The following is a 22,932-nucleotide window of genomic DNA, read 5'->3' as shown; positions in this document are numbered from 1 at the left end:
ACCTATCGCGTCAAAAAAGCTGAATTGACGGTGCATTTTTGAACGCTAGGGTCTGACCTGCGCTGAGAGAGTTTTGTAATGCCCCGTTCCGCTTCTTTGATTTCGCCGATTCTGATTGTTGGCTGCATCATCATCATGGTCAGTTTCGCCGTCCGCGCATCGTTCGGCATGTTTCAGATTCCTGTTGCTGCCGAATTCGGGTGGCCCCGGGCCGAGTTCTCGCTTGCTATCGCGATCCAGAATCTGGCGTGGGGGATCGGGCAGCCGATTTTTGGCGCAATTGCTGAGAAGATTGGTGACCGCAAGGCGATCATTACCGGCGCGATCATCTATGCTGGCGGTATGGTCCTGACCGCTTGGTCGACGACTCCCACGGAACTCCAATTATATGCGTGGTTGGTGGGGTTTGGCATCGCGGGGACCGGATTTGGCGTCGTGCTGGGTGTGGTCGGTCGGGCGTCGTCAGACGAAAACCGGTCGATGTCGCTGGCCATCGTCACGGCAGCGGGCAGCATAGGGCAAGTGGTCGGTGCGCCCACAGCAGAGTGGTTGATGACGTTTCTCAGTTGGCAGGAGACCTTTGTGGTCTTTGCCTTTGTCATCCTTGCGCTTGTGATGGTGGTGCCGTTGTTGCGCGGGCCGAAATTGGCCAACAAGGCCGAACTGGAAGAATCCATGGGCCGGGTTCTGGTCAAGGCGTTCCGCGATCCGTCCTATACGCTGATCTTTCTGGGGTTCTTCAGTTGCGGGTATCAGCTGGGATTCATCACCGCGCATTTCCCGGCCTTCGTGACCGAGATGTGTGGACCGATCGAGCCGGGCAGCGCGTTGTACAGTATCGGCGTGACGACCACGTCGGCGTTGGGGGCGATGTCCATTGCCCTGATCGGTCTGGCCAATATCGCGGGCACGCTTACGGCGGGATGGGCGGGTAAATATTACTCCAAGAAATACTTGCTGGCGGGCATCTATGTTGCCCGGACCGTCGTTGCCGCCGCGTTTATCCTTTTGCCGATCACGCCGCTTTCCGTGATCCTTTTCTCGATTGCGATGGGGTCGCTCTGGCTGGCGACTGTGCCGCTGACTTCAGGGTTGGTCGCGCATATTTACGGGTTGCGTTACATGGGCACGCTGTACGGTATCGTGTTTCTGAGCCACCAGATTGGCGGGTTCCTTGGGGTCTGGCTTGGCGGGCGCATGTATGACGTATTCGGCGACTACACGATGGTCTGGTGGATTGGCGTCGGAGTTGGGGCGTTCAGCGCGCTGGTTCACCTGCCGATCAGAGAAGTACCGTTAGGCCAGAGGGCAGCGACAGTACGGGCTTAGATCGGCCCGTCCAGCAACGCCTGCCGCATCGCGTCCAGAACGTCGTCAGTGTGCGAATAGGTCAGGGCATGACCGGCCCCGTCAATCACTTCATGGCGGGCACTGCGGCTCCACTCCGCCATCTTGCCCATCGCGCTCAGCGGGATCACCGAATCGTCGCGTCCCCAGATCGCCAGAACCGGGATGCCAGCCCGGTGGATGGTTCGATGCTCTTGTTCAAGCGCTTCGGTTAATATCCCACGCATGCTGGACAGAACTGCAGGAATGTACCCTCGAAATGACATTTCCCGAAGGATCAAGTCTGTGATCCCCGGAACCGAGCTGGGTTGATCCCGGTCGGCCAGCAGAGTCTTGCGGTGCGTGCGTGGAAAGAACGCCAGCATCAGCCAGTCTCCCACAATGGGCACGCGCACAATGAACCGCGTCAAACCCTGGAAGGTTTTTCCTATGCCGGCAGGTGCAATCAAAACCAATTGGCGTATCCGATCGGGGTGCACGGCTGCAAAGGCTGTTGAGATGGCACCGCCCATGGAATACCCGATCAGGGTCACGTCGTCGCCGACCTCTTGATCGGCCAGCAGATCTTCCAGCTGTTGCAGGAAGAACGCCTTGTCCTGACGCCCGGGGACGCGATCCGAATATCCACGCCCATACAGATCATAAGTCAGGACACGGTATCCCATCAGAACCAAGCCCTTGGTCATCCCCTGCCAGACAAAAGACGGCGTGGTCAGACCGTGCACACAGACGGCCACCGGCCCTCGCGTTCCGCCCGACCAAGTGTAATGCGTGACGCCCTGGGACAGTTCGGCAAATTCGCCATCTGCGTCGCGTCTTTTGTCCGCGTTCATTTTCCGGCGCGCGGCTTCAGCGACGTAGGGGGCCGCGATCAGCAGCAGAAACAACAACGGGATCAGATAGTTCATTGCACAGCGGTCCAGCGATCAAGGATATACCGGCTGGTCATCAGGTCCAGATGTGCGCCGCCACCATTTTTGAACAGTGTGATGTCGTCATTGCTTTGGGTTTGGAACGCGGCCATGTCATAGTAATCAGCCAGCACGTCGGACCGTGTGATCGCGCCGGTTTCAAGCGGGATCTTCAGCTCTCCGATGTGATCAAGCGTGGTGTCAAAACTGTCGGCGTAGATCTTTGAACGTTGAAGGGCGGTATCGTCAGCCTCGCGCATGTCCGGGCGATAGGCACCAATCATGTTCAGATGCTGACCTGGCTTCAACCAGTCGCCCTTGATGACGGGCTCGGTCGACATGGTGGCGCTCACGATGATGTCTGCTGCCCCTACTGCAGTTTCCAGATCGGGGGCAGGGGTCACATGACTGAATTCGGCGGCCAATGCGTCGGCCTTTGACATGGTGCGGTTCCAGATTGAAAAGCGCGCATCGGGAAACCCGGCGGAAAAGGCTTCGATCAGCGACCGACCGACTGTACCAGCCCCGACGATCAGGATCTGTTTGCTGTCCGGGCGGGCCAGTCGTCGCGCGGCCAAAAGGCTGTCCCCTGCCGTTTTCCATTTGGTGACCAAGTGAAAGTCGATCAAACCCGAGATTGTGCCGTCCTGATCAGAGAAAAGCGACACCGATCCGTTGATCATCGGCTGGCCCGCCTTGGGATTGTCCGGAAAGATCGTCGCGGTTTTCACCGCCAGCCCCAGCCCGTCGATCCAGGCCGATCGCGACAACATAGTGTCAGCACCGCGATACAGGAACGTATCGCCGATTTCGGCTTTTGGCAGCGTATGCCCGACCGCCAAGGTGTCGGTCAGCTCGATCCAGTCAAGCAGGGCTTCGCCTTCGGCAAAGGGTATGAACGGTATCGTCATTTGGCTTCCTCATGCGTCAGAATGCCCTCGGCCACCAACCGGTCGGCCCATCCCTGGGGGCCATCAAACAAATGCGTCTGCCAGCCCCGCTTGTTCGCAGTTTCGATATTGTCCGCGCGATCATCGGCAAAAAGCAAGGCTTGCGGCAAGAATCCGCAATCGGCCTCGACCGCTTCGTAAATGTCGTGATCGGGTTTCGCCATTTTCATGTGTCCCGAGATGTATTGCGTGTCGAAGCCGTGCAGAAAAGGATAGTGTTCGTCCGCCGCGAAGGCAAAGTTCTGAATTCCGAAATTTGAAAGTGCCAGAACCGGCACGCCCTTGGCCCGCAATGCTGTCAGCAGACGCACCGAGTGCGGGATCGCAGGCGAGGCCATTTCGATCCAGTTGTCGTGCCACATCCTGATTTCGTCGCGCCAGTCGGGGTATTTTTCGGCGAAGTCATAGATCGTATCGCGAAAACCTGCGCCCCGATCGATCTTGTCGTTCATGCCGTGCAGGTCGATTTCAGCGAACATGGCCCGGCGACGATCCTCGCCGATTGCCTTGTCGTAGTACCGTTCCGGCTGCCATTCGATCAGAACGTTGCCAATGTCAAAAACAATTGCTTCAGGTCGCATGTCTGCTCCGCTTATGGTTCAGAGGCTTTAGCTTTATGTCAAATCTTCGGTAACCAATTCGTTTCAGGTCGTCATTTTTTGGCGGCGGCTCTCAGTTCGCGCTCTAGCGAGTCCAGAAAACGGGATCGGTCGGCCTTTGAAAAGGCTTTTCCGCCGCCGCCCTGTCCAAGCGGGTTGGCAGCGCGCAGGTCTGCCATCAGATCGCGCATCGCCAGCTGCTGTCCGATGTTACCTTCGGTAAAGGCATCACCTGTGTGCCGCAGAACACGCGCGCCCGCTTCGATACAGCGCGCGGCAAGTGGAATATCGGCGGTGACGACCACGTCGCCGGGGCCGCAGCGGTCTGCGATCCACATATCGGCCACGTCAGCGCCATCGGCGACGATCACGTTTTCGACTAGCGGATTCTGCGACGGTCGCAAACCGCCATTGCTGACGACATACATCTTCAGCTTGTGCCGCGTCGCTACACGCTCGGCCTCGCCCCGAACGGGGCAGGCGTCGGCATCAATGAAAAGCGCGGGCATCTGCAATCAGCTCCAAAGCGCCTCGGCATGGAAGGTGACGTGATCTTCCATAAAGGTCGAGATGAAGAAATAGCTGTGATCATACCCCGGTTGCAGCCGCAGAATGGCCTGTTGGCGGCGTTCGGCGACAGCGGCAGCCAATGCTTCAGGCTTGAGCAAGTCAAGAAACTGGTCGTTGGTGCCGGTATCGATCAGAATGGGGCCGTCAAAACCCTTGTCGCGCATCAGCAATGACGAGTCATGTTTGGCCCAAGCGGCTTCGTCATCGCCCAGATAGGCCGTCAATTGCTTGCGCCCCCAATCAGACGCGGTTGGGTTAGAAATCGGAGCAAATGCTGACACCGACCGGAAGCGTCCCGGCAGGTTCATTGCCATAGTCAACGCGCCGTGCCCCCCCATCGAGTGTCCCGTGATCGATTGACGGTCCATGTCGAGCGCGAATTTGTCCGCCAGCAACGCGGGCAGTTCATCGACCATATAATCCCACATCTGGAAATGCGGTGCCCACGGGGATTGCGTGGCATTCACATAGAACCCAGCGCCCTGACCCAGATCATAAGCTTCATCATCGGCGACGTCTTCGCCTCTTGGCGACGTGTCGGGAAACACCAAAGCAATGCCCTGTTCGGCGGCCCAGGCCTGAGCGCCCGCTTTGACCATCGCGTTTTCATGGGTACAGGTCAGGCCAGACAGGTACCAAAGCACTGGCACTGGGCCATCCTGCGCCTCTTGCGGCATAAAAAGACCAAAGGTCATGTCACACTGGCAGGCTGAGGAGCGGTGTCGATAGACGCCTTGCGTGCCGCCGAATGACTTGTTTTCCGAAAGGGTTTCCATGTCGCGTCTCCGTGTGAATCTGGCTTATGGCTAGCGGGCAGTCGCACGCGCGTCCAGAGTTGGTTTTTGAAATTATCCGGCCATGACCCAGGCGATGACCGGGGGAACAGTCAGGATCGACGCCGCCGTCGACAAAAGGATAGCCGCTGACACGCGATGCGGGGCGACGCCATAGTGTTGCGCCAGCATATACACGTTCCCCGCCACGGGCAGAGCCGAAGCCGCCACCGCAACTGCGGCAGAAAACGGATCGACCGGGAATAGCAGGAACACACCAATCGCCACAAAGAACGGATGCAGGATCAACTTGCAGGTCGATAGCCACACGGCGATCTGCACACGCTCAGCGGATTTGCTGGCCAGTGACGCACCGATGGCAAACAGCGCACCCGGCGTGGCCGCGCCGCCCAAAATAGTCAGGAAGTCATTCAATGGATCGGGGATCGGCAGAGAAAGCGCGGACCAGAGAATGCCGGCTGAGATCGATACGATCATCGGGTTTTTCAACAGACCCAGCCCGATCATCCGCAGCGTTCCAAGGCTCAAACGACCATCCCGGCTGCCGTTCATCAGGATGACGATCAGGGAAGAAAACACCACAAGATCCACGGTCAGCACCAGCATGACTGGTCCAATCGCGGCCTCTCCGAACAGGGCGGCCAGCATGGGCAGCCCCAGAAAGCCCACATTGCCAATGGCCGCGCATTGGGCTTCGACAGCGACGGTTTGTGTGTCCAGCCCACGCATGAACCCGACCAGCGTGGCGATGCCATAAACGGTTGCGGTGCCCCAAAGATACGCGGCCACCAGTCGTCCGTTGTAAATTTCTTCAAATGGCAGGTTGGCCGAAAACCGGAACAACATAGCCGACAGCGGAAAGAAGAAGACGAATTTGGTCAGATAGGCGGTTGCGTCCTCAGGAAAGAACCGTGTGCGCCCGGCGCCATAGCCAAGGCCGATGATTGCGAAAAAGGGCAGGGTTCTCAGGAAAATCTCGACCATACCCTAGGGGGTATCTCTAGCTTGCTGGGCATTCAAGCAATCACAGACTTTGGCGGGTTATTTCCGATAGAGACGGGGGTCGGGCATTGTGAAACGCTGTCATAACTGAACTGTCTGGTTTATATTCAGTTTTTGTCAGTGTTGGAGAATCTATGAAGCAGAGCAGGGACATCATCCGCAAGGGTCGAAAGTTCGATCAAGTCCTTGCCGGGGCGCGCGAAATCTTTCTTGTGGACGGGTTCGAAGGTGCCAGCGTGGATGATATTGCCAAAGCGGCGGCGGTTTCAAAAGCGACGCTGTACAGCTATTTCCCAGACAAACGTCAGCTTTTTATGGAAGTGGCGCGGAACGAATGCGATCTTATGGCGGCGCGCGCCATGCATATCGTCGACGATGATATGCCTGTTCGGGATATTCTGCTCAGCACGGCACGTGAACTAACGGCCTTTTTAATATCGGATTTTGCGCAGGCCATTTTCCGGGTCTGCGTGGCCGAGCGTGACCGGTTTCCTGAATTGGGCCACGCCTTCTATGAATGTGGACCGGCAATGGGGCAGCAGCGGATTAGCGAGTTTCTGACCTGTGCGGTCGAGCGCGGTCAACTGGTGATCAAAGACATCCCCATGGCCGCCGAGCAGTTCGCTGAGCTTTGCAAAGTCAAACTGTGGACCCGCGCCGCATTTGGCGTGCAGACCAGTTTCACCGCGGAAGAAATAGAAGACGTCGCACAGAATGCAGTTGAGACCTTTATGGCGCGCTACGGACGCTAGTCTGTGCGGCGGACCAGCAACTGGTTTCCAGCGCCGCGCTTGGTCTCAAACACTTTGAGGGCCGCAATCAGGTCCGACAGTTTGCGCTGGCCATAGCTGCGGGTGTCGAAATCGGGATTTGCGGCTATGATCCGCTGACCGATCTCTCCCAAGGTAAACCACTCATCTTCCTGATTGATCGAATCCATTGCTTTGAAAACAAGGTTTCTGGCTTCGCGCATTTTGCCTTCTGAAATCTTTCGTTCAGCGGGGGCTGTTTTTGAGCTGCCCTTTTCCGGATCCGGCGACGTGTTTTCGCTCTGAGCGATGTTTTCGAGAAAGATGAACCGCTTGCATGCCTTGCGAAACGCATCGGGCGTTTTCATCTGCCCCATACCGAACACGTCGAGCCCCTGTTCGCGGATCCGGCTGGCCAAACGCGTGAAATCGCTGTCCGAACTGACCAGAACAAACCCGTCGAACCGGCCCGAATGCAGCAGGTCCATGGCATCAATAACCAGCGCGATATCACTGGCATTCTTGCCCACGGTATTGGCGGGCTGGTGGTGGGGGACAAGGCCGAATTCGGCCTGCACCTTGTTCCATCCCGCCATTTGCTGGCTTGAAAAATCGCCATAACAGCGCCGAACCGACGCTTCGCCCAAAGTGGCGATCTCATCGAAGATCGCCTTTACGTATTTGGGTGACGTATTGTCAGCGTCGATCAGAACGGCAAGCAGAGGCGCAGGGTTTGACACTTAGTAAACCACCACTGACCGGATCGACTCACCTGCGTGCATCAGATCGAAGCCTTTGTTTATGTCTTCAAGCGACAGGGTATGGGTGATCATCGGATCGATCTCGATCTTCCCATCCATGTACCAGTCGACGATTTTCGGCACGTCGGTGCGACCGCGTGCGCCACCAAACGCTGTGCCGCGCCAACTGCGGCCCGTGACCAGCTGGAACGGGCGGGTCGAAATTTCGGCCCCTGCAGGCGCCACGCCGATGATGATCGATTCACCCCAACCCTTGTGCGCCGCTTCCAGCGCGGTGCGCATCACGCCGACATTTCCGGTGGCGTCAAAGGTGTAATCCGCGCCGCCTTTGGTCAGGTCGACCAGATGAGACACAAGATCGCCGTCGACCTCGGCCGGGTTCACGAAATCGGTCATGCCGAACCGTTCGGCCATTGGTTTTTTGTCCGGGTTCAGGTCGACGCCAACAATCTGGTCCGCACCAGCCATTCGCAGGCCTTGAAGCACGTTTAGGCCAATGCCGCCCAGACCGAAGACGATGCAACGCGATCCGATTTCGACCTTGGCTGTGTTGATCACAGCGCCGATCCCGGTGGTAACGCCGCAGCCGATATAACAAACCTTGTCGAAAGGTGCGTCCGGGTGGATCTTTGCCAGCGCGATTTCCGGCAGGACTGTGTGGTTCGCGAAGGTCGAACAGCCCATGTAATGCAGGATCGGCGTGCCATCCAGCATCGAGAAACGAGAGGTTCCGTCGGGCATCACGCCCTGGCCCTGGGTCGTCCGGATCGCTTGACACAGGTTGGTCTTGGGGTTCAGGCAGTATTCGCATTCACGACATTCAGGTGTGTAAAGCGGAATGACATGATCGCCGGGTTTCAGCGATGTCACGCCGGGGCCAACCTCAAGCACGACACCCGCGCCTTCATGGCCCAAAATCGCCGGGAACATGCCTTCGGGGTCGGCGCCGGACAGGGTGAATTCATCCGTATGACAGATGCCGGTGGCCTTGATTTCGACCAGAACTTCGCCAGCCTTCGGACCGTCAAGGTTCACTTCCATGATTTCAAGGGGTTTTCCGGCCTCAAGGGCCACGGCAGCACGTGTACGCATGGACAATTTCTCCCAGTAGAACTTTTCTGACCGTGCGGGAAATGATCGGTGTTTTCAACTGGCTTCTGAGTGTCATATGCTTTTTTGCAGGCGGATTTGGACCGCGGGTGGACGAAAGGGTCGGGTGATGAGATTCGGTATCATGGCAGCGTTTATGATCTGCGCGGCTGCAGCTTGTTCTGCAGATGAAGACACTTGTGGTGCCGGGGCACTAAGCCCGTTGCTGAACCAACCTCTGGATCAGGTCGAAGGTCAACTGCCTGAACAAGCGCGCATCCTTCCACCTGACAGCGTCATGACGCAGGATTTTCGCCCCGACCGCGTGAACGTCGATCTGGATGAGGATGGCGTGATTATCCGGCTCTGGTGCGGGTGATACGTCAGGGCGGTTTGCGGAACGTGTCGTGGCAGGCCAGGCAGGCGTTCACCATCTCGGGTAATGTCTGACGCAGGCCGTTCAGGTTACCGGTGCGCAGGCGGCGCGCTGCCTGACGTGCGGATTTGGCGCGCAGGCTGAACGTTTCCCAATATACCCAGATGTCATCGCTTGCATTGGACAGCGGGTCTTCATGCGGTTTGCGAAAACGGCGTGGAATATCGCGAAGGGCGCGGGTCAAGGCCCGGCGGGATGATCGCGCCCGCGTTTCATCGAACAGGATGCGTCCGGCCATCATGTCAACCAGCGGTGCAAGCGCGGCCTTGGCCATGTTCATGGTTGCCATGCGTTTCAGGACGCCGGGGTGTTCGACCTTTTCCTGATCCTGGGCCATCGCGGGCAGTGCGATCAGGAGTAAAAGCCATGCCGCAACAGTTTTGCCCCGAGCCGAACGCAGCCACGGCTCTCGACTCCCGACGTGATTCCAAGATATGGAACGAAAAGAGAACATTATGTTGCCCAACCTATGTCCAACCGCCGTATCCTTTCGCTCTGGTTTCCGCGCCTTGGTGCCGAACGCCTGATCCGCACCGACCGCGGATTGGTCGAAGGGCCATTGGCCGTGGTTGCAGAACAGTCCAACATGCAGGTTATCACCGCGTTAAATTCGCAAGCGCAGGCTGCCGGGTTGCAGGTGGGCCAGCCGGTGCGCGATGCGCACGCCATGTGCGCGGCTCTGGTCACACGTCCGCGCAATGCCCCGGCTGAGGCCGCATTTCTGACCGTGCTCAGGCGGTGGGCGGGTAAGTTCAGCCCCTGGGTGGCCGAAGATGCCCCTGACGGGCTGATCGTCGATCTGACGGGGTGTACGCATCTGTTCGGTGGTGAAGAGGCGCTTTTGGGCGTGATCGAGGATGATTGCGCCGACATGGGGTTAAGCACCCGGATGGGCATCGCCGACACGCTGGGCGCGGCCTGGGCGCTGGCGCGTTATGCGGGGCAGCAGGCCGGATCTGACCGTAACGGCGACATGATCGATCAGGAAGCACGCGCTACCCGGTCACGAGCTGGCAAACGGCGACACTGGACCAAGGGCGGCGGTCCCCCGGCGTCTGTTGCCGCGACGCGTGGGCTGGCCCGAATTGCGCCGCCCGGTCAGGCGCACGGTGCGCTGGGGGGACTTCCTGTGGCGGCGCTCCGGCTGGAAGCGGACACGGTGGCCCAGCTTAACCGGTTGGGGCTCAGGCGTGTCGGCGATTTGCTGGGCCAACCGCGCGCCGCGTTGGCCCGCCGCTTTGGCAAGGGGTTGGTGTTGCGACTGGATCAGGCGATGGGCAGTGCGCCCGAACCGGTGTCCCCCGCACGTCCATTCAGCCATTTTGCCGTGCGTATGACCCTGCCCGAACCCATCGGGCTAAAGGATGATTTGCTGGCCGGGATCGACCGGATGCTGCCACGGTTGTGTGCGTTGCTGGAAGACAAGGGCCGCGGTGCCCGCACACTGAAGTTTGAGGCGCATCGCACCGATCAGGTGACCGAGGTGATGCAGATCGGTCTGGCCCGGCCCAGCTTTGATCCGCACCGCATCCGCCCGCTGCTGGACCTGAAGCTGGACCAGATCGACGCCGGGTTTGGCATTGATATGCTGCGGATCGAGGCGATACAGACCGAACCTGTTCACGCAAAGACCGCCGTGGGGCATCTGAAAGCAGGCGAAGCGGTACGCGATCGGCTGGCCGGGAACACAGCGCTGGACGATCTGACCGCCAGACTGGGCGCACGGGTCGGGATGGAGGCGATCACCCGCCGTCACCCATCCTCAAGCCATATCCCCGAGAAAACCGCCCAGACGCTTGCTGCCGCCTGGTCCGACCCCGCCCCCTCATGGGATCTGCCAGCGACGCCCCGTCCGCTGTTGATGTGGCCCGCTGAACCGGTGATGACCGACGACACACCTGGACTGCCAGCCCGGTTTCGCTGGCGTGGGCGTGACTGGCAACTGGCCGAAGGACGGGGGCCGGAACGTATCGCGCCCGAATGGTGGCTGGATGATCCGGGGTGGCGCAGCGGAGTGCGCGATTATTGGATCGTGAACACGCAGGATGGCGACCGGTTGTGGCTGTTCTATGCCCATGGGGGGGCATTGTCGTCGGGCTGGTTCTGTCAGGGGCGCTTTGCCTGAGTCAAAAATCACCCAACGACCGGGCATCGAGGCCATTTGAACCGCACCGGGCTTGATTTGCGCGGCAAATGGCGCAACTCTCACTTCATGAACATCGAAACGCCCAGCCCGTTTCCAAACGCCCAGATCCCGACGCAGGTGGCCTTCGACCGCCGCGAGCTTGGCGTTATCCTCTCGGTTTATGGCCGCATGGTCGCTGCTGGTGAATGGCGCGACTATGGCATTTCCTGTCTGCGGGATGTGGCGATCTTTTCGATCTTTCGACGTACCGCCGAGCATCCGATTTATCGGATCGAGAAACGCCCCAAATTGCGCCAGAAACAGGGGCAGTTCATGGTGGTCGCCATGGACGGGCAGATCCTGAAGCGTGGCAATGACCTGAAAACCGTTTTGCGGGTGTTGGAACGCAAGTTGATCCGCGCGGTCGACTGACGCTGCTCAGAAACGTCTGAATCCCGTCACCTGCCCGAATTCCTTTGCATTGATGCGTTCAACGGCGCTGTCCAGCGGTTCGACCGCGACACGCATATGGTGCGCGTTGGCATGGATCAGGCGGTGCCGGTCCAGCATCATGCCCACATGTCCCTTCCAGAACACCAGATCGCCGCGTTGCAGGTCTGTACGGCTGTCGACCGGGGTGCCGATACGGGCCTGCAGATCACTGTCGCGCGGGCAGCTGCGATCAGCGGCATAAAAAGCCATCTGAACAAGGCCCGAACAGTCGATGCCAAACCCGGTGTTGCCGCCCCACAGGTACGGGGTGCCCAGGAAAAGTTCAGCGATATCTGCCGGGTCGTGTGCGCTCCAGGACAGTGGGGCAAGGTGCTGGCGGGCCATGAAGCCGCCGCCCTCAAGCGCCAGAAAATCGCCTTCGGCACCTGTGACGGTGACTTCGGAAAAGAAGCTCAACGTCTCTGTCTCGGGGGCTTTGATATCGGGTTTTGAATAGATGTGGCCGGATCGGATGCAAACCCGGTGGGTCGCTTCCGGCAACGCGGTCACGGCGGCCTGAGGCAGATAGCCGACATAGCCATCGACGGGGTCGACGCCAAAGGCCCAGCCATCGCGCATTTCCAGCACCCGAAACGACCAGCCGTGCAGCATCTGCTTGTCACGCGCCCCTTTGGGGGTCTCACAAAGGTCAACCACAGGGCTGGCGATCCGTATCAGCGTGCCGTCGGTTGTCGGTACAGACACATCAACAGTCCCAGACTTTAGGGCGATGTGGCTGTTGGCAGGGTGGAACCGGCGATCAGTCATAGTCCCACCAATCCGGGCAGCGCGTCCAAAACAGCCCGCGCGCCCTGACCCGCTCCGCCTTTGGAGCGAGCCGGGGCCTTGGTCGGGTTCCAACCATAGACATCGAAGTGCATGTAGCGCGACTGACCGACAAAGCGGCGCAGGAACAGGGCGGCGGTTATTGACCCCGCGAACCCTCCACTGGGTGCGTTGTCCAGGTCGGCGATGCCGGGCTCGATCATCGTTTCATAGGGGGCATGGAAGGGCAGCCGCCAAACCGGATCGGCAACGCGTGTAGAAGACCGTGTCAGCGCCGCAGCCGCATCTTCGTCATCGGTATAGAATGGTGCAAGGTCAGGGCCGACGGCGACCCGTGCCGCGCCGGTCAGCGTGGCCATAGAGAGGATCAAGTCTGGGGTGTCCTCGGCCGCCAGGGCCAAAGCATCGGCCAGAACCAGACGACCCTCGGCATCCGTGTTGTTGATTTCGACCGTCAGACCATTGCGCGCGGTCAAGATATCGCCGGGACGGAATGCGTTACCTGAAACCGCGTTTTCGACAGCCGGGATCAGCACCCGCAACTGTAAAGGCAGCTTCAAGGCCATAATCATGCTGGCCAGCCCCAATACGGTCGCAGCCCCGCCCATGTCCTTTTTCATCAATCCCATGGACGCGCCCGGTTTCAGATTCAGTCCACCGGTGTCGAAACACACGCCTTTACCGACCAAGGTCAGCGTTGGCCCGGCACTGCCCCAACGCATGTCGATCAGGCGCGGTGTGCGGGGTGAGGCCCGCCCAACAGCGTGGATCATCGGTAAGTTCTGCTGAAGCAGCGCATCGCCTTCGATTGTCAAAATGGCGGCGCCATGCTGGGTGGCGAGGTCGCGTGCAGCGGCCTCTAACTCATCCGGGCCCATGTCGGACGACGGCGTATTGATCAGGTCGCGAGTCAACATTTCAGCAGCCGCCATCGCCTCGATCTGGGCAACAACAATGCCGTCGGGGGCCATCAACTGACGGAGCGGGGCGGATTGGGCGCGGTAGCGATCAAAGCTGTAGCCGGTCAATAGCCAGCCAAGGCTTTCGGTCGCCAGTTCATCATTCGGCAGGCCAGACGCAATCTGGTACGTTCCTTCCGGAAGCTTTTCCACCGCACCGGCCAGCGCGAATCGCCCGCGTGCCCGCTGACGTGCATCGCCATAGCCAGCCAGCGCCATCATCGGCGTGCCGTCCGGATCAGGTACGATCAGGGCCTGGCCCTGCGCACCTTTGAAACCGTTTGCCCTGACCCAGGCTTTGACCCTGTCGGGCTGTCCGGCCAGCCACGGATCGAATGCATCAGTGGCGAGGACATGAACCGGGATGGCATCGCTTGATGGCGCAGCAAAAGTCAGGGGCATGGACACTCTCTATGTTTTTCCCAAAACGAGCTTGCAGACTAGCCGTCCCGCCGCCACCTGCAACCCGTCAGAGCGAAAGATCCCGCTGATCCCAGACCGCCGTCAGAGACTTTTCGCCGATCCGGATCAGGCGGTACAGCGTCGCCGCCACCGCAGATCGATCGTCTGACCGCAAGGCCTGACCAACATCGTCAGCCACGCGTGCCAGTGCCGTCATCCCGATTTGATCTGCAATTGCAATCAGGGATCTGGCGCATTTTGACAGTTCCGAGTAATTGTCGGCCCGCCACGCCCGCTCGCAATGCGACAAGCGCACGGCGAGTTCCTCGATCGCGCGACAGACCACGTCTTCGGCCCCGGCATCGCCGAGTTGGCGATACAGTTCGCCCAGTTTGTCCGGATTCAGTCGGACGGTTTCATCCTGATCAAGCGTCAATACTTGTGCCACCACGGTCACCCCAAAACTAACGCCCCCACAGCGCACCGCCATATTTGCTGCGACAGGTTTGCAAAAGGTTGCGATTGTTCTGCCAAGTCTCTCGAAATTTCCGACAATGCGCGCTATCTGTCCAACCCGGTGACACCAATCGGGGAACAAGTCATGGAAACAGCCAAACCTTTGCCCGCCTACCTGGTCCAGCGTTATCAGGGTTGGAAGGCGACAACATACTCAGAGAACAAGGTTTGGTACCGACGCCTGGCCAACGAAGGTCAGCGTCCACGCGCCATGGTGATTTCGTGCTGCGACAGCCGGGTCCATGTCACATCCATTTTCGGTGCCGATCAGGGTGAGTTCTTTATCCATCGGAATATCGCCAACCTTGTGCCGCCTTATGAACCGGACGGGGATCATCACGGTACCAGTGCTGCGATCGAATATGCGGTTACCGCCCTTAAGGTGGCCCACCTGATTGTGCTGGGGCATTCCCAGTGTGGTGGCGTCCAGGGGTGTATCGACATGTGCAAGGGCAACGCGCCGCAGCTGGAAGAAAAAGAAAGCTTCGTGGGGCGTTGGATGGATATCCTGCGTCCGAAATACGATCTGGTGTCGGGCATCGAAGATGCTGAACAGCAGGCCCGTCAGTTTGAAAAGCAGGCCATCGTGACCTCGCTTGAGAACCTGATGAGCTTTCCGTTCATAACCTCGGCGGTCGAAACCGGAGATCTGAGCTTGCACGGTCTGTGGACCGATATCGGCGAAGGTGGATTGCAGTATTTCGACGCAGAAACCAGCGGGTTCAAAAACGTCTGATCGCATTTTACATTGGAGTGGTGGCCGGGGCTTTGGTCCCGGTCACGTCCTGTGCCAAAACCTTTAGAATTGAAGGATTTTGGTGTGCTGATCCGGCAAAACGCCAAAGGCGCGCTTACTTTGTACGAAATTTTGGCCCTTTCGGACGATTTCGTCAGCACATTGTTTCTGGATGCTGACAGATCGGCCGGTAGCGAATATGACTTCAAGACGGCGCAGCATGGTGGAGGTTTTGCGGTCAGCGAAGACTCCCCGCTCTATCCGGAAAGGGCTTAGGGCATCAGTTGCTGAAGCCCTTTATTTCAGCACCTTGTCCTCGGGCCAACTCAGCTGTGTCCTCAGATCAATCACCTTGGTTTCGCCCGGGGCGACCGTGATATCCCACGCCAGAACGCCGTGCATGTCGTCTACGTTTTCTTCATCCGGCGGCGGCGACGCCTGCCAGTCGATCACCAGATCGTCCTGTTCCGAATAGGGCACATTGTCGAGAACGCGGACATCATAGGTTTCTGTGCTCGACAGGTTTTCGATCTCAAGTCGACGATGTTTGCGCTGTTCATTGGACTTTGTGAACAAACCGGTTTCGCCTTCACCAGCCTCGACATTGATAGCGCTCAGACGCAGCTCTTGTATCGGGCCAAAGGGGATGTCGGCCTCACCACCGGCGGGGATGGCTGGCATTTGCCATTCTCCGACAAATACACCGTCCACGAACTGGAGCGAGGTTTCCGAAGCAAGGATGTGCTCAGCCGACGTGTTTTTAACCGTCGCAATGAGAAAGGCCATGTCATCGCGTGATGGCACGGCAATGGCCCTAGTCTTTGCCTGCAAAGGCACTTCGTCCAGACCCAGCTTCATGAAATCGGAGCCTGACGCCATCGTGACCGGATTGGGATAAACATAGGTCACGCCCGGCCCGTCCAGCAGTGTGCCAGCGACGATCGCAGGGGATTCGACAACGGGTTCAGCCGCCAATGCACCATAGCTTTCGGCATCAGATTTGAGGCTTCGTGGCGGTGCGGGGTCTTCGATCCGGCGGCGTTGCGGATACAGTCGGCGGGGTTCGATCTGTCCGGATGGCTCAAGAGTCGACATTGCCAGCCTGATATCGGCCCAGGTTTCGCCGGTGTTTTGCATCGCAAGCGCACTGCGGAGAAGCTGGACACGGGGATCGCCGTCGGTTGACAGCCGAGCGTCATAAACAGGCATCCAGCGGGAGCCCCAATCGCTGAGGTAGGACAGCGTCACCGCCCCGGTCGAGGGCTGATCAGACGTCACGTCGACGATAATCGCCATCCGATCCCGGTCATCACCTGACACAGCTTGCAAAGCCTCTTGCGCCAGTGCCAAAGCAACCTGCAGATCCTTCAGATCGCGGGCCGCTTCCCGGGCGCGAATGTCGGATTGTATGATGATTTCATTGGCGCTTAGCGCGCCGCGGGCCACAAGATCAGATACCTCGGACAAGGCCTCTGGCGCGGCTGACGTAATTGACTCGCCACTACCCAACCGGCCCAGAAACTCTAACTGCATTCGCGCGGCGTCCCCTTCGGCGCGGGCACGGCGGACGTTATCCTGAACCGTCTCAATCTGGCTTTCGATCTGTGCCACGCGATCCTTTGCGGCCACAACATCGGCGCGGTCCGGGAGGCCCTCGGGCGGGGCATAGGACTGGCGGAATGTGACTGGCCCGCTTCGGGCACCATCAACACGGACCCGGATGCTAAGCGGGTCATCGACCTGCGGCAGGTCCCGCAGCACCAGTCGGTGGGTGCCTTGGGGGACGCTAAACTCGGCCTTACGGGTCAAAGCGGCCCCTTCAGGGTACAGCGTAACATCGGTTACCGTGCTGGACAGCACGAAGTCATCGGCCCATGCGGCCATGGGAAGGCAAAACAAAAGACAAAGCGGGCTGCGCATCAGAGCCTCCGGTCAATCAAAAATACCAGGTTGAGCCTGCACAGGCCCGCCGAAAAAACAAGAGGCGCCCGAAATGGGGCGCCTCTGAGAGAACTCTTGCCGAAAAGTCGGGTCAGCCCTTTTTCAGAACCTCACGGCCCAGCAATTCTGCGATCTGCACTGCGTTCAGCGCCGCGCCCTTGCGCAGGTTGTCGCTGACGCACCACAGGTTCAGACCGTTGTCGATGGTGCTGTCCTGACGGATGCGGCTGATGAACGTGGCAAAGTCGCCAACGCATTCAACAGGGGTAACGTATCCACCGTCTTCGCGTTTATCGATCACCATCACACCCGGCGCTTCGCGCAGGATGTCGCGGGCTTCGTCTTCGTCCAGAAAATCTTCGGTTTCGATGTTCACTGCTTCAGAATGACCAACAAAGACCGGGACCCGAACGCAGGTGGCCGTGACCTTGATCGACGGATCAATGATCTTCTTGGTTTCGGCCACCATCTTCCATTCTTCTTTGGTGGTGCCGTCTTCCATGAAGACATCGATATGCGGGATCACGTTGAACGCGATCTGCTTGGTGAACTTTGTGGGTGGCTTGTCGTCGGTGGGGTTGTAGATCGACTTGGTCTGATCCCACAGCTCGTCAATACCCTCTTTGCCGGCACCGGACACAGACTGATAGGTGCTGACGACAACACGCTTGATCGTCGCGCGATCATGTAGCGGCTTCAGCGCCACAACCATCTGTGCGGTTGAGCAGTTCGGGTTGGCAATAATGTTCTTCTTGGCATAGCCATGCACCGCTTGCGGGTTCACTTCCGGAACGATCAGCGGAATGTCCGGATCGTACCGATAGAGCGAGCTGTTATCGATCACGACACAGCCAACTGCGGCCGCCTTGGGGGCGTATTTTTTGGTTGCTTCCGATCCCACGGCGAACAGCGCAATGTCCCATCCGGTAAAGTCGAACGTGTCCAGGTCCTGGGTTTTCAGTGTTTTTTCGCCAAAGCTGACCTCTGTACCGATCGACTTTCGGCTGGCCAGTACAGCCAGTTCATCGACCGGAAAATGGCGCTCGGCCAGGATGTTCAGCATTTCGCGACCCACGTTGCCCGTGGCGCCGACGACGGCGACTCGATAACCCATTTCTGTTTCTCCAAATCTCCCGGTCCTGTGACCGGCGGCGGTTCCATACAGCGAAACCCAATGCGAGGGAAGGGCAGAGTCAGTCCAGGCTGTCGCGGCTGAACATATAGATCACGGTACCCACCAGCAGAAGCAGGGCAAGAAACCCGAAAATCGCCGAATACCCTGCAACGGCGGACGTATCGGCATAAGCTGTGTGGATGCGACCGGTGGCAAGTTGGCCCAGACCGACCCCACCAATTCCGAACAGATTCATCAGTGTCACACCGCGCCCGACCAGATGCGGTGGGAAAAAGGCCCGGCCATGGGCGATGATCACCGGGAAGTAGCCACCAAAAAAGCCGATCAGAGCGCAAAGGGCGATAGACAAAGCTGCGCTGTGGTCGATCAACAGAACCAGAGCCAACAAGGCTATGACCGAGGCGATACCACCGCCTGCAACCAGCCATTTCCGCGTTCCCAGAATCCAGTCTAGCGGACCGTAGGACAATGTTCCCGCGATCATCGATGCCCCCATGATCAGTGTGGCCTGACCGATCTGCCCGGTGTCCAGCGCAAAAACGTCGGACAGATATGGTCCGATCCACAGCCCCCGGATAGACCCGGACGGGAGATAGTTCACCAGCATTAGCGGCAGGATCAGCCACATCACCGGCATGCGCAGCAAACTCAGAACCGACCCTTTTTCCGTGTGATCCGCCTGGTCCGGGTCCTGAACGGTCAGGAAGATACCAGCGGCCACCATGGCAGACATCACCGACAACCCGGCCAATGTACCACGCCAGCCGAACCAGTCGGCGGCCAGGGCGGTGGGGTACGAGGCGATCAGGTTCCCGACCGACCCGACGCCCAGCATTAACGCGGCCAGCGTGGCAAACCGGGCTGGCGGATACTCTCGTGCAAAGATGTAATATGACGCCATCAGAACCGGCGCACACCCGATCCCGATCAGGAACATCGCGGCGTGAATGTGAAACGGTGTGGTCGCCAGCGCGAACAGCGCCGCACCACCTGCGCCCCCGACCAGAAGCAGAACTGACGCGGTCCGGCGCGGACCGATCTTGTCCAACGCCCAGCCGACGGGCAATTGCATCAGGGCAAAGGACAGAAACCACATGCCTGATGCAACAGCTAGAACCTCTGGCCCGGCACCGGTATCGGTTTCCATCGGTCCGGCAAGCACCGCCAGAAACGCACGGAAAAACTGGCTTAGAACATAGGCCAGGCACAAGACGATCAATCCGGCATTCATTTTCGGGGTCCCGCGCTTGTTGCTCAGCGATGGGTGGCATGTCGCGGTCCGGTGCACAAGTGCGTGTGATTTGGTTTCATTTTTGGAAGGCGCAGGGCGGACGGTCTAGGTGGCCCTGACATGAGATTACAGGACACCCCACCGATGTTTGACGACGACAACGCGAATTTTTATGACAGCTTGCCCCGTGTTCAGGATTTTTCCCTGATCGCCGCAAAGCAAGGTTTTTCCCCTTTGCCTGCTGGGTGGGTGATCGGCACGGCTGACATTGTGGCGTCCACGACCGAGATCGAGCGGGGCCGATACAAGACAATCAACATGATCGGGGCGTCGATCATTGCGGCCATGACCAACGCCATGAAGGATCGGGATTTTCCGTTCGTGTTTGGCGGCGACGGGGCCAGCTTTGCTGTGCCGGCCAGTCATCGGCAGGTCGCGCATGAGGTCTTGGCGACCCTGCGCCGTTGGGTCGCCACGGAATTCGGGTTGGAATTGCGCGCGGCGCTGGTTTCGGTCGAAGACATTCGCGCCAACGGACTGGATGTTCAGGTCGCGCGCTATGCGGCCTCTGCCGGGGTGGACTATGCGATGTTTTCCGGTGGCGGTCTGGCTTGGGCCGAGGCTGCCATGAAGGCCGGGAAAATCTGTGTTGACCCCGCCCAGCCGGGCACTTTGCCGGACCTTGAGGGCCTGTCGTGCCGCTGGTCAAACGTCCGCGCCCGCAATGGCCGGATCCTGTCTCTGGTGGTTCAACCCGTGCCCGGGGCCGATGAAATCGCCGTGTCGGACATCTTGCGTGGGGTCGCCGATATCGCTGCCAGCTTGGCGCGGGATGGCCACCCGGTTCCAGCATCCGGGCCGGGAGTCGCGTGGCCGCCGCCGGGCCTGAACCTTGAAGCGCGGGCCTCACGCGGGCGCGCGGCCCTGCTGAAACGCCAGATCCAGTTGCTGGCGGGCAACCTGCTCGCTTGGGGGTTTTTCAGAACAGGACTGAAGGCGGGTGATTTCGATCCGGTTCACTACAAATACATGGTCGGCCAGAACACCGACTTTCGCAAACTGGATGACGGATTGAAAATGACGCTGGATTGCGACGACCAGACCGCAGAGCGGATCGAAACCTATCTGGCTGCAGCGCGGATCGCGGGTCTTGTCCGGTTTGGGCTGTTTGCGCAGGACGAAGCGATGCTGACCTGTTTTGTGCCATCCGTCACAGAAGACACACATGTGCATTTTGTTGACGGCGCGTCGGGCGGGTATGCCAGCGCCGCTGCGCTTTTGGCGTGACGGTTACTTGCCGTGTCTCAGCCGTCCGACCACACCGGTTGGAAAGAAATAGACGCTCAGGATGAACAGCACGCCCAACCACAACAACCAGCGATCCGCGCTCAGCAAATCCGGAAGAACCGGCAGACCTTCGAACATTCCAGACGCGGCGCCCATCAGGTTTTGCAGGTAATTCTGTGCGATCACGAACAAGGTTGCCCCGATCACCGCGCCATACATCGTTCCCATGCCGCCGATCACAACCATCAGCAGGATGTCGATCATGATCTCCATGCTAAGCGACGTGTCCGGCCCCACATAGCGCAGCCAGACAGCATACAGCGACCCGGCCAACGCGGCCGCCGCCGCCGAAAGACAAGTCGCAGCGACCCGATAATAGACCACGCGGTACCCGATGGCTTCGGCGCGGAAATCATTCTCGCGAATGGCCTGCAGCACCCGGCCAAACGGTGAATTCACCACCCGCAGCATCAGCAGGAACAGGATCAAGGCTCCGAAAAACACGAAATAATATGCTAGCAGTTTTCCGTTCAACTTCACGCCCATGAACCGGTCGCCAAACTTGAACGCAGGCCCCAACTCGCGCGGGATCTTGAAGGTCAGCCCGTCTTCGCCGCCGGTCAGGCCGGACATCTGGCTGACCAGAACGGCCACGGCCGAGGCCACGGCAAGTGTGATCATGGCAAAGAAAATTGCCCTGACCCGCAGAGAAAACAGCCCGATCAAAAGCGCCAAAGCTGCCGCCAACACGGCACCTGCCGTCGCGCCAACGAAAATGGCGTCAAACCCGCGCCCCATGTGGGTCGAGGCCAGCGCCACACCATAGGCCCCGATGCCAAAGAACATGGTGTGGGCAAAGCTGACGATCCCGCCATAGCCCAGCAGCAGGTCATAGCTGGCCACCAGAACGATAAAGATACAGATCCGCGCCGCTGTATCCACGGTGCGCACGCCGGGAAACAGGAACGGTGCCAGCGCAAGGCAGATCAATATCGCCAGAAGGATCAGCGCCAACACACGCGAACGCGGCAGATCGCCGGACAGAACAGTTGCCATCATTTCGCTTTCACCACTGGGATCATGCCCATCGGGCGCCACATCAGGATTGCGACCATCAGGCCGATGTTGGAAATCAACGCCGCCTTGGGCTCAAGAAACGCGACATAGTTTTGCAAAAGCCCCACCAGAAGCGCACCGATAAAGCAGCCTTCGACACTGCCCAGACCGCCGATAATCACCACAATAAAGATCAGGATCATCGCCTGATTGCCCATATGCGCCGTGATCACCTCTTGATAGAGCCCCCACATCACGCCGCCCAGTCCGGCCAGTGCCGAACCCGCGATAAAGACCCCGACAAAGATCATGCGCAATCTGTACCCCAGCGCTTCGACCATTTCGCCGTTCTGCACGCCCGCCCGCACGATCAACCCGATCTTGGTGCGCCGCAAAACCCAGCGCATCGCGGCAAACACGACCAGTCCGACAACCACGGCCACCAGCCGGTACTTCTCCAACGCCGCCCCGGCAAAGGTGATCGCACCCTTCAGGGCTTCGGGCCGGTTGATGTAAATCTCTTCGGGTCCCCACAACACGATGATCAACTGTTCGACCACGATCAGCCCGCCCATGGTGACAAGGATCTGCTTCAGGTGATGACCGTAAACCGGCATCACGATGACCTTTTCAAAGGCCCATCCCATTGCGCCCGTCGCAATCATTGCGCCGATGACCGCCACCAATAAGGCAACAAGGTTCAGCCCCAACGACGGGGCATCCGTCATATGCCCCAGCATCAGCAGCACTGACACGCCAACAAACGCTCCGACCGACACGAATGCGCCATGGCCAAAGTTGATCACGTCCATCAATCCGAACACCAGCGTTAGCCCCGAGGCCATGATGAAGATCATCATGCCCATTGCCAGCCCGGACACCGTCAGCGTCAACCAGCTTGAGGTCGACGGGATCGCAAGAAACCCCAGCACCACCAGCATCGGAACCAGCAGAACCGGCATCCACGGGCCGATCCGATGCGCAAAAGAGGCCTGCGCCATCTTGGGCGCATGTTCGGGCGCTATCGACATCCCGGTCCTCCTGCTTCTTTCTTGTTA

At 59.1% G+C, this 22,932-nt stretch carries 25 protein-coding genes; 8 read left to right on the top strand and 17 right to left on the bottom strand.

The window, feature by feature from the left end:
• Nucleotides 1-78: 78 nt before the first annotated feature.
• Nucleotides 79-1,329 carry an MFS transporter gene (locus FOY56_RS12920; RefSeq protein WP_146346257.1) on the top strand — a complete coding sequence of 417 codons (1,251 nt, stop codon included), beginning with the start codon at nt 79-81 and terminating at the stop codon, nt 1,327-1,329.
• Here the strand turns inward: FOY56_RS12920 and FOY56_RS12915 are convergent.
• From FOY56_RS12915 to FOY56_RS12890, 6 genes are all read right to left on the bottom strand, one after another.
• The gene (locus FOY56_RS12915; RefSeq protein ID WP_186766328.1) at nt 1,326-2,255 is read right to left on the bottom strand and encodes an alpha/beta fold hydrolase; all 930 of its coding nucleotides are present in this window, start codon (nt 2,253-2,255) and stop codon (nt 1,326-1,328) included. The genes FOY56_RS12920 and FOY56_RS12915 overlap by 4 nt on opposite strands.
• Entirely contained in the window at nt 2,252-3,169 is a 918-nt protein-coding gene (locus FOY56_RS12910; protein WP_146346256.1) for an ornithine cyclodeaminase family protein, read from the bottom strand. The genes FOY56_RS12915 and FOY56_RS12910 overlap by 4 nt, the downstream gene beginning before the upstream one ends.
• Nucleotides 3,166-3,789 carry an HAD family hydrolase gene (locus FOY56_RS12905; protein WP_146346255.1) on the bottom strand — a complete coding sequence of 208 codons (624 nt, stop codon included), beginning with the start codon at nt 3,787-3,789 and terminating at the stop codon, nt 3,166-3,168. Before FOY56_RS12905 ends, FOY56_RS12910 begins: the two co-directional genes overlap by 4 nt.
• Before the next feature lie 71 nt (nt 3,790-3,860).
• Nucleotides 3,861-4,316 (bottom strand): YaiI/YqxD family protein, encoded by a 456-nt coding sequence (locus FOY56_RS12900; protein ID WP_146346254.1) that lies wholly within the window; start codon nt 4,314-4,316, stop codon nt 3,861-3,863.
• A gap of 6 nt (nt 4,317-4,322) precedes the next feature.
• The gene (gene fghA, locus FOY56_RS12895; protein WP_146346253.1) at nt 4,323-5,153 is read right to left on the bottom strand and encodes an S-formylglutathione hydrolase; all 831 of its coding nucleotides are present in this window, start codon (nt 5,151-5,153) and stop codon (nt 4,323-4,325) included.
• Nucleotides 5,154-5,225: 72 nt separating this feature from the next.
• Nucleotides 5,226-6,155 carry an AEC family transporter gene (locus FOY56_RS12890; protein WP_146346252.1) on the bottom strand — a complete coding sequence of 310 codons (930 nt, stop codon included), beginning with the start codon at nt 6,153-6,155 and terminating at the stop codon, nt 5,226-5,228.
• A 152-nt stretch (nt 6,156-6,307) separates the two neighbouring features.
• On the opposite strand from FOY56_RS12890, the gene FOY56_RS12885 reads away from it, so the two are divergent.
• A complete protein-coding gene (locus FOY56_RS12885) occupies nt 6,308-6,925 on the top strand; it encodes a TetR/AcrR family transcriptional regulator (RefSeq protein ID WP_146346251.1) in 618 nt (205 codons plus the stop codon).
• Here the strand turns inward: FOY56_RS12885 and FOY56_RS12880 are convergent.
• The gene (locus tag FOY56_RS12880; RefSeq protein ID WP_146346250.1) at nt 6,922-7,662 is read right to left on the bottom strand and encodes an NYN domain-containing protein; all 741 of its coding nucleotides are present in this window, start codon (nt 7,660-7,662) and stop codon (nt 6,922-6,924) included. The two genes, FOY56_RS12885 and FOY56_RS12880, sit on opposite strands and share 4 nt — an antisense overlap.
• Entirely contained in the window at nt 7,663-8,775 is a 1,113-nt protein-coding gene (locus tag FOY56_RS12875) for an S-(hydroxymethyl)glutathione dehydrogenase/class III alcohol dehydrogenase (RefSeq protein ID WP_146346249.1), read from the bottom strand.
• Nucleotides 8,776-8,902: 127 nt separating this feature from the next.
• Here FOY56_RS12875 and FOY56_RS12870 point away from each other — a divergent pair, with 127 nt between their 5' ends.
• Complete coding sequence (locus FOY56_RS12870; RefSeq protein WP_146346248.1) at nt 8,903-9,151, top strand: I78 family peptidase inhibitor; 249 nt, start codon at nt 8,903-8,905, stop codon at nt 9,149-9,151.
• Between the two features lie 4 nt (nt 9,152-9,155).
• On the opposite strand, the gene FOY56_RS12865 is transcribed toward FOY56_RS12870, so the two are convergent.
• A complete protein-coding gene (locus FOY56_RS12865; protein ID WP_186766327.1) occupies nt 9,156-9,545 on the bottom strand; it encodes a c-type cytochrome in 390 nt (129 codons plus the stop codon).
• Nucleotides 9,546-9,677: 132 nt separating this feature from the next.
• Between FOY56_RS12865 and FOY56_RS12860 the strand changes: the two genes are divergently transcribed.
• Together FOY56_RS12860 and FOY56_RS12855 are read left to right on the top strand one after the other, a co-directional pair.
• A complete protein-coding gene (locus FOY56_RS12860) occupies nt 9,678-11,333 on the top strand; it encodes a Y-family DNA polymerase (protein WP_146346246.1) in 1,656 nt (551 codons plus the stop codon).
• An 87-nt stretch (nt 11,334-11,420) separates the two neighbouring features.
• The gene (locus FOY56_RS12855) at nt 11,421-11,765 is read left to right on the top strand and encodes a DUF2794 domain-containing protein (RefSeq protein WP_146346396.1); all 345 of its coding nucleotides are present in this window, start codon (nt 11,421-11,423) and stop codon (nt 11,763-11,765) included.
• A 6-nt stretch (nt 11,766-11,771) separates the two neighbouring features.
• On the opposite strand, the gene FOY56_RS12850 is transcribed toward FOY56_RS12855, so the two are convergent.
• The 3 genes from FOY56_RS12850 to FOY56_RS12840 all read right to left on the bottom strand — a co-directional run bounded on the left by FOY56_RS12850 (nt 11,772) and on the right by FOY56_RS12840 (nt 14,429).
• Nucleotides 11,772-12,593: a C40 family peptidase gene (locus FOY56_RS12850; protein WP_146346245.1), complete on the bottom strand. Its 822-nt coding sequence runs from the start codon at nt 12,591-12,593 to the stop codon at nt 11,772-11,774.
• Entirely contained in the window at nt 12,590-13,972 is a 1,383-nt protein-coding gene (locus FOY56_RS12845) for a leucyl aminopeptidase family protein (protein ID WP_146346244.1), read from the bottom strand. Before FOY56_RS12845 ends, FOY56_RS12850 begins: the two co-directional genes overlap by 4 nt.
• Nucleotides 13,973-14,039: 67 nt before the next feature.
• Nucleotides 14,040-14,429 (bottom strand): hypothetical protein, encoded by a 390-nt coding sequence (locus tag FOY56_RS12840; protein WP_186766332.1) that lies wholly within the window; start codon nt 14,427-14,429, stop codon nt 14,040-14,042.
• A gap of 144 nt (nt 14,430-14,573) precedes the next feature.
• On the opposite strand from FOY56_RS12840, the gene FOY56_RS12835 reads away from it, so the two are divergent.
• Together FOY56_RS12835 and FOY56_RS12830 are read left to right on the top strand one after the other, a co-directional pair.
• Nucleotides 14,574-15,224: a carbonic anhydrase gene (locus FOY56_RS12835; RefSeq protein WP_146346243.1), complete on the top strand. Its 651-nt coding sequence runs from the start codon at nt 14,574-14,576 to the stop codon at nt 15,222-15,224.
• An 84-nt stretch (nt 15,225-15,308) separates the two neighbouring features.
• Nucleotides 15,309-15,500, top strand: a complete 192-nt coding sequence (locus FOY56_RS12830; protein ID WP_146346242.1) for a hypothetical protein — start codon at nt 15,309-15,311, stop codon at nt 15,498-15,500.
• Nucleotides 15,501-15,521: 21 nt separating this feature from the next.
• On the opposite strand, the gene FOY56_RS12825 is transcribed toward FOY56_RS12830, so the two are convergent.
• The 3 genes from FOY56_RS12825 to FOY56_RS12815 all read right to left on the bottom strand — a co-directional run bounded on the left by FOY56_RS12825 (nt 15,522) and on the right by FOY56_RS12815 (nt 19,531).
• Nucleotides 15,522-17,144 (bottom strand): mucoidy inhibitor MuiA family protein, encoded by a 1,623-nt coding sequence (locus FOY56_RS12825; RefSeq protein WP_146346241.1) that lies wholly within the window; start codon nt 17,142-17,144, stop codon nt 15,522-15,524.
• A gap of 112 nt (nt 17,145-17,256) precedes the next feature.
• On the bottom strand, nt 17,257-18,279 hold the full coding sequence (locus FOY56_RS12820) for an aspartate-semialdehyde dehydrogenase (RefSeq protein ID WP_146346240.1): 1,023 nt from the start codon (nt 18,277-18,279) through the stop codon (nt 17,257-17,259).
• A gap of 79 nt (nt 18,280-18,358) precedes the next feature.
• On the bottom strand, nt 18,359-19,531 hold the full coding sequence (locus FOY56_RS12815) for an MFS transporter (RefSeq protein ID WP_146346239.1): 1,173 nt from the start codon (nt 19,529-19,531) through the stop codon (nt 18,359-18,361).
• A gap of 144 nt (nt 19,532-19,675) precedes the next feature.
• Between FOY56_RS12815 and FOY56_RS12810 the strand changes: the two genes are divergently transcribed.
• Nucleotides 19,676-20,818 (top strand): DUF3095 domain-containing protein, encoded by a 1,143-nt coding sequence (locus FOY56_RS12810; protein WP_146346238.1) that lies wholly within the window; start codon nt 19,676-19,678, stop codon nt 20,816-20,818.
• Between the two features lie 3 nt (nt 20,819-20,821).
• Here FOY56_RS12810 and FOY56_RS12805 read toward each other — a convergent pair whose 3' ends face one another.
• Together FOY56_RS12805 and FOY56_RS12800 are read right to left on the bottom strand one after the other, a co-directional pair.
• The gene (locus FOY56_RS12805; RefSeq protein WP_146346237.1) at nt 20,822-21,877 is read right to left on the bottom strand and encodes a branched-chain amino acid ABC transporter permease; all 1,056 of its coding nucleotides are present in this window, start codon (nt 21,875-21,877) and stop codon (nt 20,822-20,824) included.
• The gene (locus FOY56_RS12800) at nt 21,874-22,905 is read right to left on the bottom strand and encodes a branched-chain amino acid ABC transporter permease (RefSeq protein ID WP_146346236.1); all 1,032 of its coding nucleotides are present in this window, start codon (nt 22,903-22,905) and stop codon (nt 21,874-21,876) included. Before FOY56_RS12800 ends, FOY56_RS12805 begins: the two co-directional genes overlap by 4 nt.
• Nucleotides 22,906-22,932 lie beyond the last annotated feature (27 nt).

The sequence above is a fragment of the Falsiphaeobacter marinintestinus genome (genome assembly GCF_007923355.1).
Taxonomy (GTDB): domain Bacteria; phylum Pseudomonadota; class Alphaproteobacteria; order Rhodobacterales; family Rhodobacteraceae; genus Phaeobacter_A; species Phaeobacter_A marinintestinus.
The sequence above is the reverse complement of the archived record's forward strand: the minus strand, read 5'-3'. Positions and strand labels throughout refer to the sequence as shown.

Excerpts from the sequence above, each read along its gene's own strand:
- FOY56_RS12805 (WP_146346237.1), bottom strand. The coding sequence starts at position 21,877 with ATGATGGCAACTGTTCTGTCCGGCGATCTGCCGCGTTCGCGTGTGTTG.
- fghA (WP_146346253.1), bottom strand. The coding sequence starts at position 5,153 with ATGGAAACCCTTTCGGAAAACAAGTCATTCGGCGGCACGCAAGGCGTC.
- FOY56_RS12845 (WP_146346244.1), bottom strand. The coding sequence starts at position 13,972 with ATGCCCCTGACTTTTGCTGCGCCATCAAGCGATGCCATCCCGGTTCAT.
- FOY56_RS12920 (WP_146346257.1), top strand. The coding sequence starts at position 79 with ATGCCCCGTTCCGCTTCTTTGATTTCGCCGATTCTGATTGTTGGCTGC.
- FOY56_RS12855 (WP_146346396.1), top strand. The coding sequence starts at position 11,421 with ATGAACATCGAAACGCCCAGCCCGTTTCCAAACGCCCAGATCCCGACG.
- FOY56_RS12900 (WP_146346254.1), bottom strand. The coding sequence starts at position 4,316 with ATGCCCGCGCTTTTCATTGATGCCGACGCCTGCCCCGTTCGGGGCGAG.
- FOY56_RS12910 (WP_146346256.1), bottom strand. The coding sequence starts at position 3,169 with ATGACGATACCGTTCATACCCTTTGCCGAAGGCGAAGCCCTGCTTGAC.
- FOY56_RS12825 (WP_146346241.1), bottom strand. The coding sequence starts at position 17,144 with ATGCGCAGCCCGCTTTGTCTTTTGTTTTGCCTTCCCATGGCCGCATGG.
- FOY56_RS12800 (WP_146346236.1), bottom strand. The coding sequence starts at position 22,905 with ATGTCGATAGCGCCCGAACATGCGCCCAAGATGGCGCAGGCCTCTTTT.
- FOY56_RS12870 (WP_146346248.1), top strand. The coding sequence starts at position 8,903 with ATGAGATTCGGTATCATGGCAGCGTTTATGATCTGCGCGGCTGCAGCT.
- FOY56_RS12885 (WP_146346251.1), top strand. The coding sequence starts at position 6,308 with ATGAAGCAGAGCAGGGACATCATCCGCAAGGGTCGAAAGTTCGATCAA.
- FOY56_RS12820 (WP_146346240.1), bottom strand. The coding sequence starts at position 18,279 with ATGGGTTATCGAGTCGCCGTCGTCGGCGCCACGGGCAACGTGGGTCGC.
- FOY56_RS12850 (WP_146346245.1), bottom strand. The coding sequence starts at position 12,593 with ATGACTGATCGCCGGTTCCACCCTGCCAACAGCCACATCGCCCTAAAG.
- FOY56_RS12865 (WP_186766327.1), bottom strand. The coding sequence starts at position 9,545 with ATGGCCCAGGATCAGGAAAAGGTCGAACACCCCGGCGTCCTGAAACGC.
- FOY56_RS12860 (WP_146346246.1), top strand. The coding sequence starts at position 9,678 with ATGTCCAACCGCCGTATCCTTTCGCTCTGGTTTCCGCGCCTTGGTGCC.
- FOY56_RS12890 (WP_146346252.1), bottom strand. The coding sequence starts at position 6,155 with ATGGTCGAGATTTTCCTGAGAACCCTGCCCTTTTTCGCAATCATCGGC.
- FOY56_RS12810 (WP_146346238.1), top strand. The coding sequence starts at position 19,676 with ATGTTTGACGACGACAACGCGAATTTTTATGACAGCTTGCCCCGTGTT.
- FOY56_RS12835 (WP_146346243.1), top strand. The coding sequence starts at position 14,574 with ATGGAAACAGCCAAACCTTTGCCCGCCTACCTGGTCCAGCGTTATCAG.
- FOY56_RS12815 (WP_146346239.1), bottom strand. The coding sequence starts at position 19,531 with ATGAATGCCGGATTGATCGTCTTGTGCCTGGCCTATGTTCTAAGCCAG.
- FOY56_RS12875 (WP_146346249.1), bottom strand. The coding sequence starts at position 8,775 with ATGCGTACACGTGCTGCCGTGGCCCTTGAGGCCGGAAAACCCCTTGAA.
- FOY56_RS12905 (WP_146346255.1), bottom strand. The coding sequence starts at position 3,789 with ATGCGACCTGAAGCAATTGTTTTTGACATTGGCAACGTTCTGATCGAA.
- FOY56_RS12915 (WP_186766328.1), bottom strand. The coding sequence starts at position 2,255 with ATGAACTATCTGATCCCGTTGTTGTTTCTGCTGCTGATCGCGGCCCCC.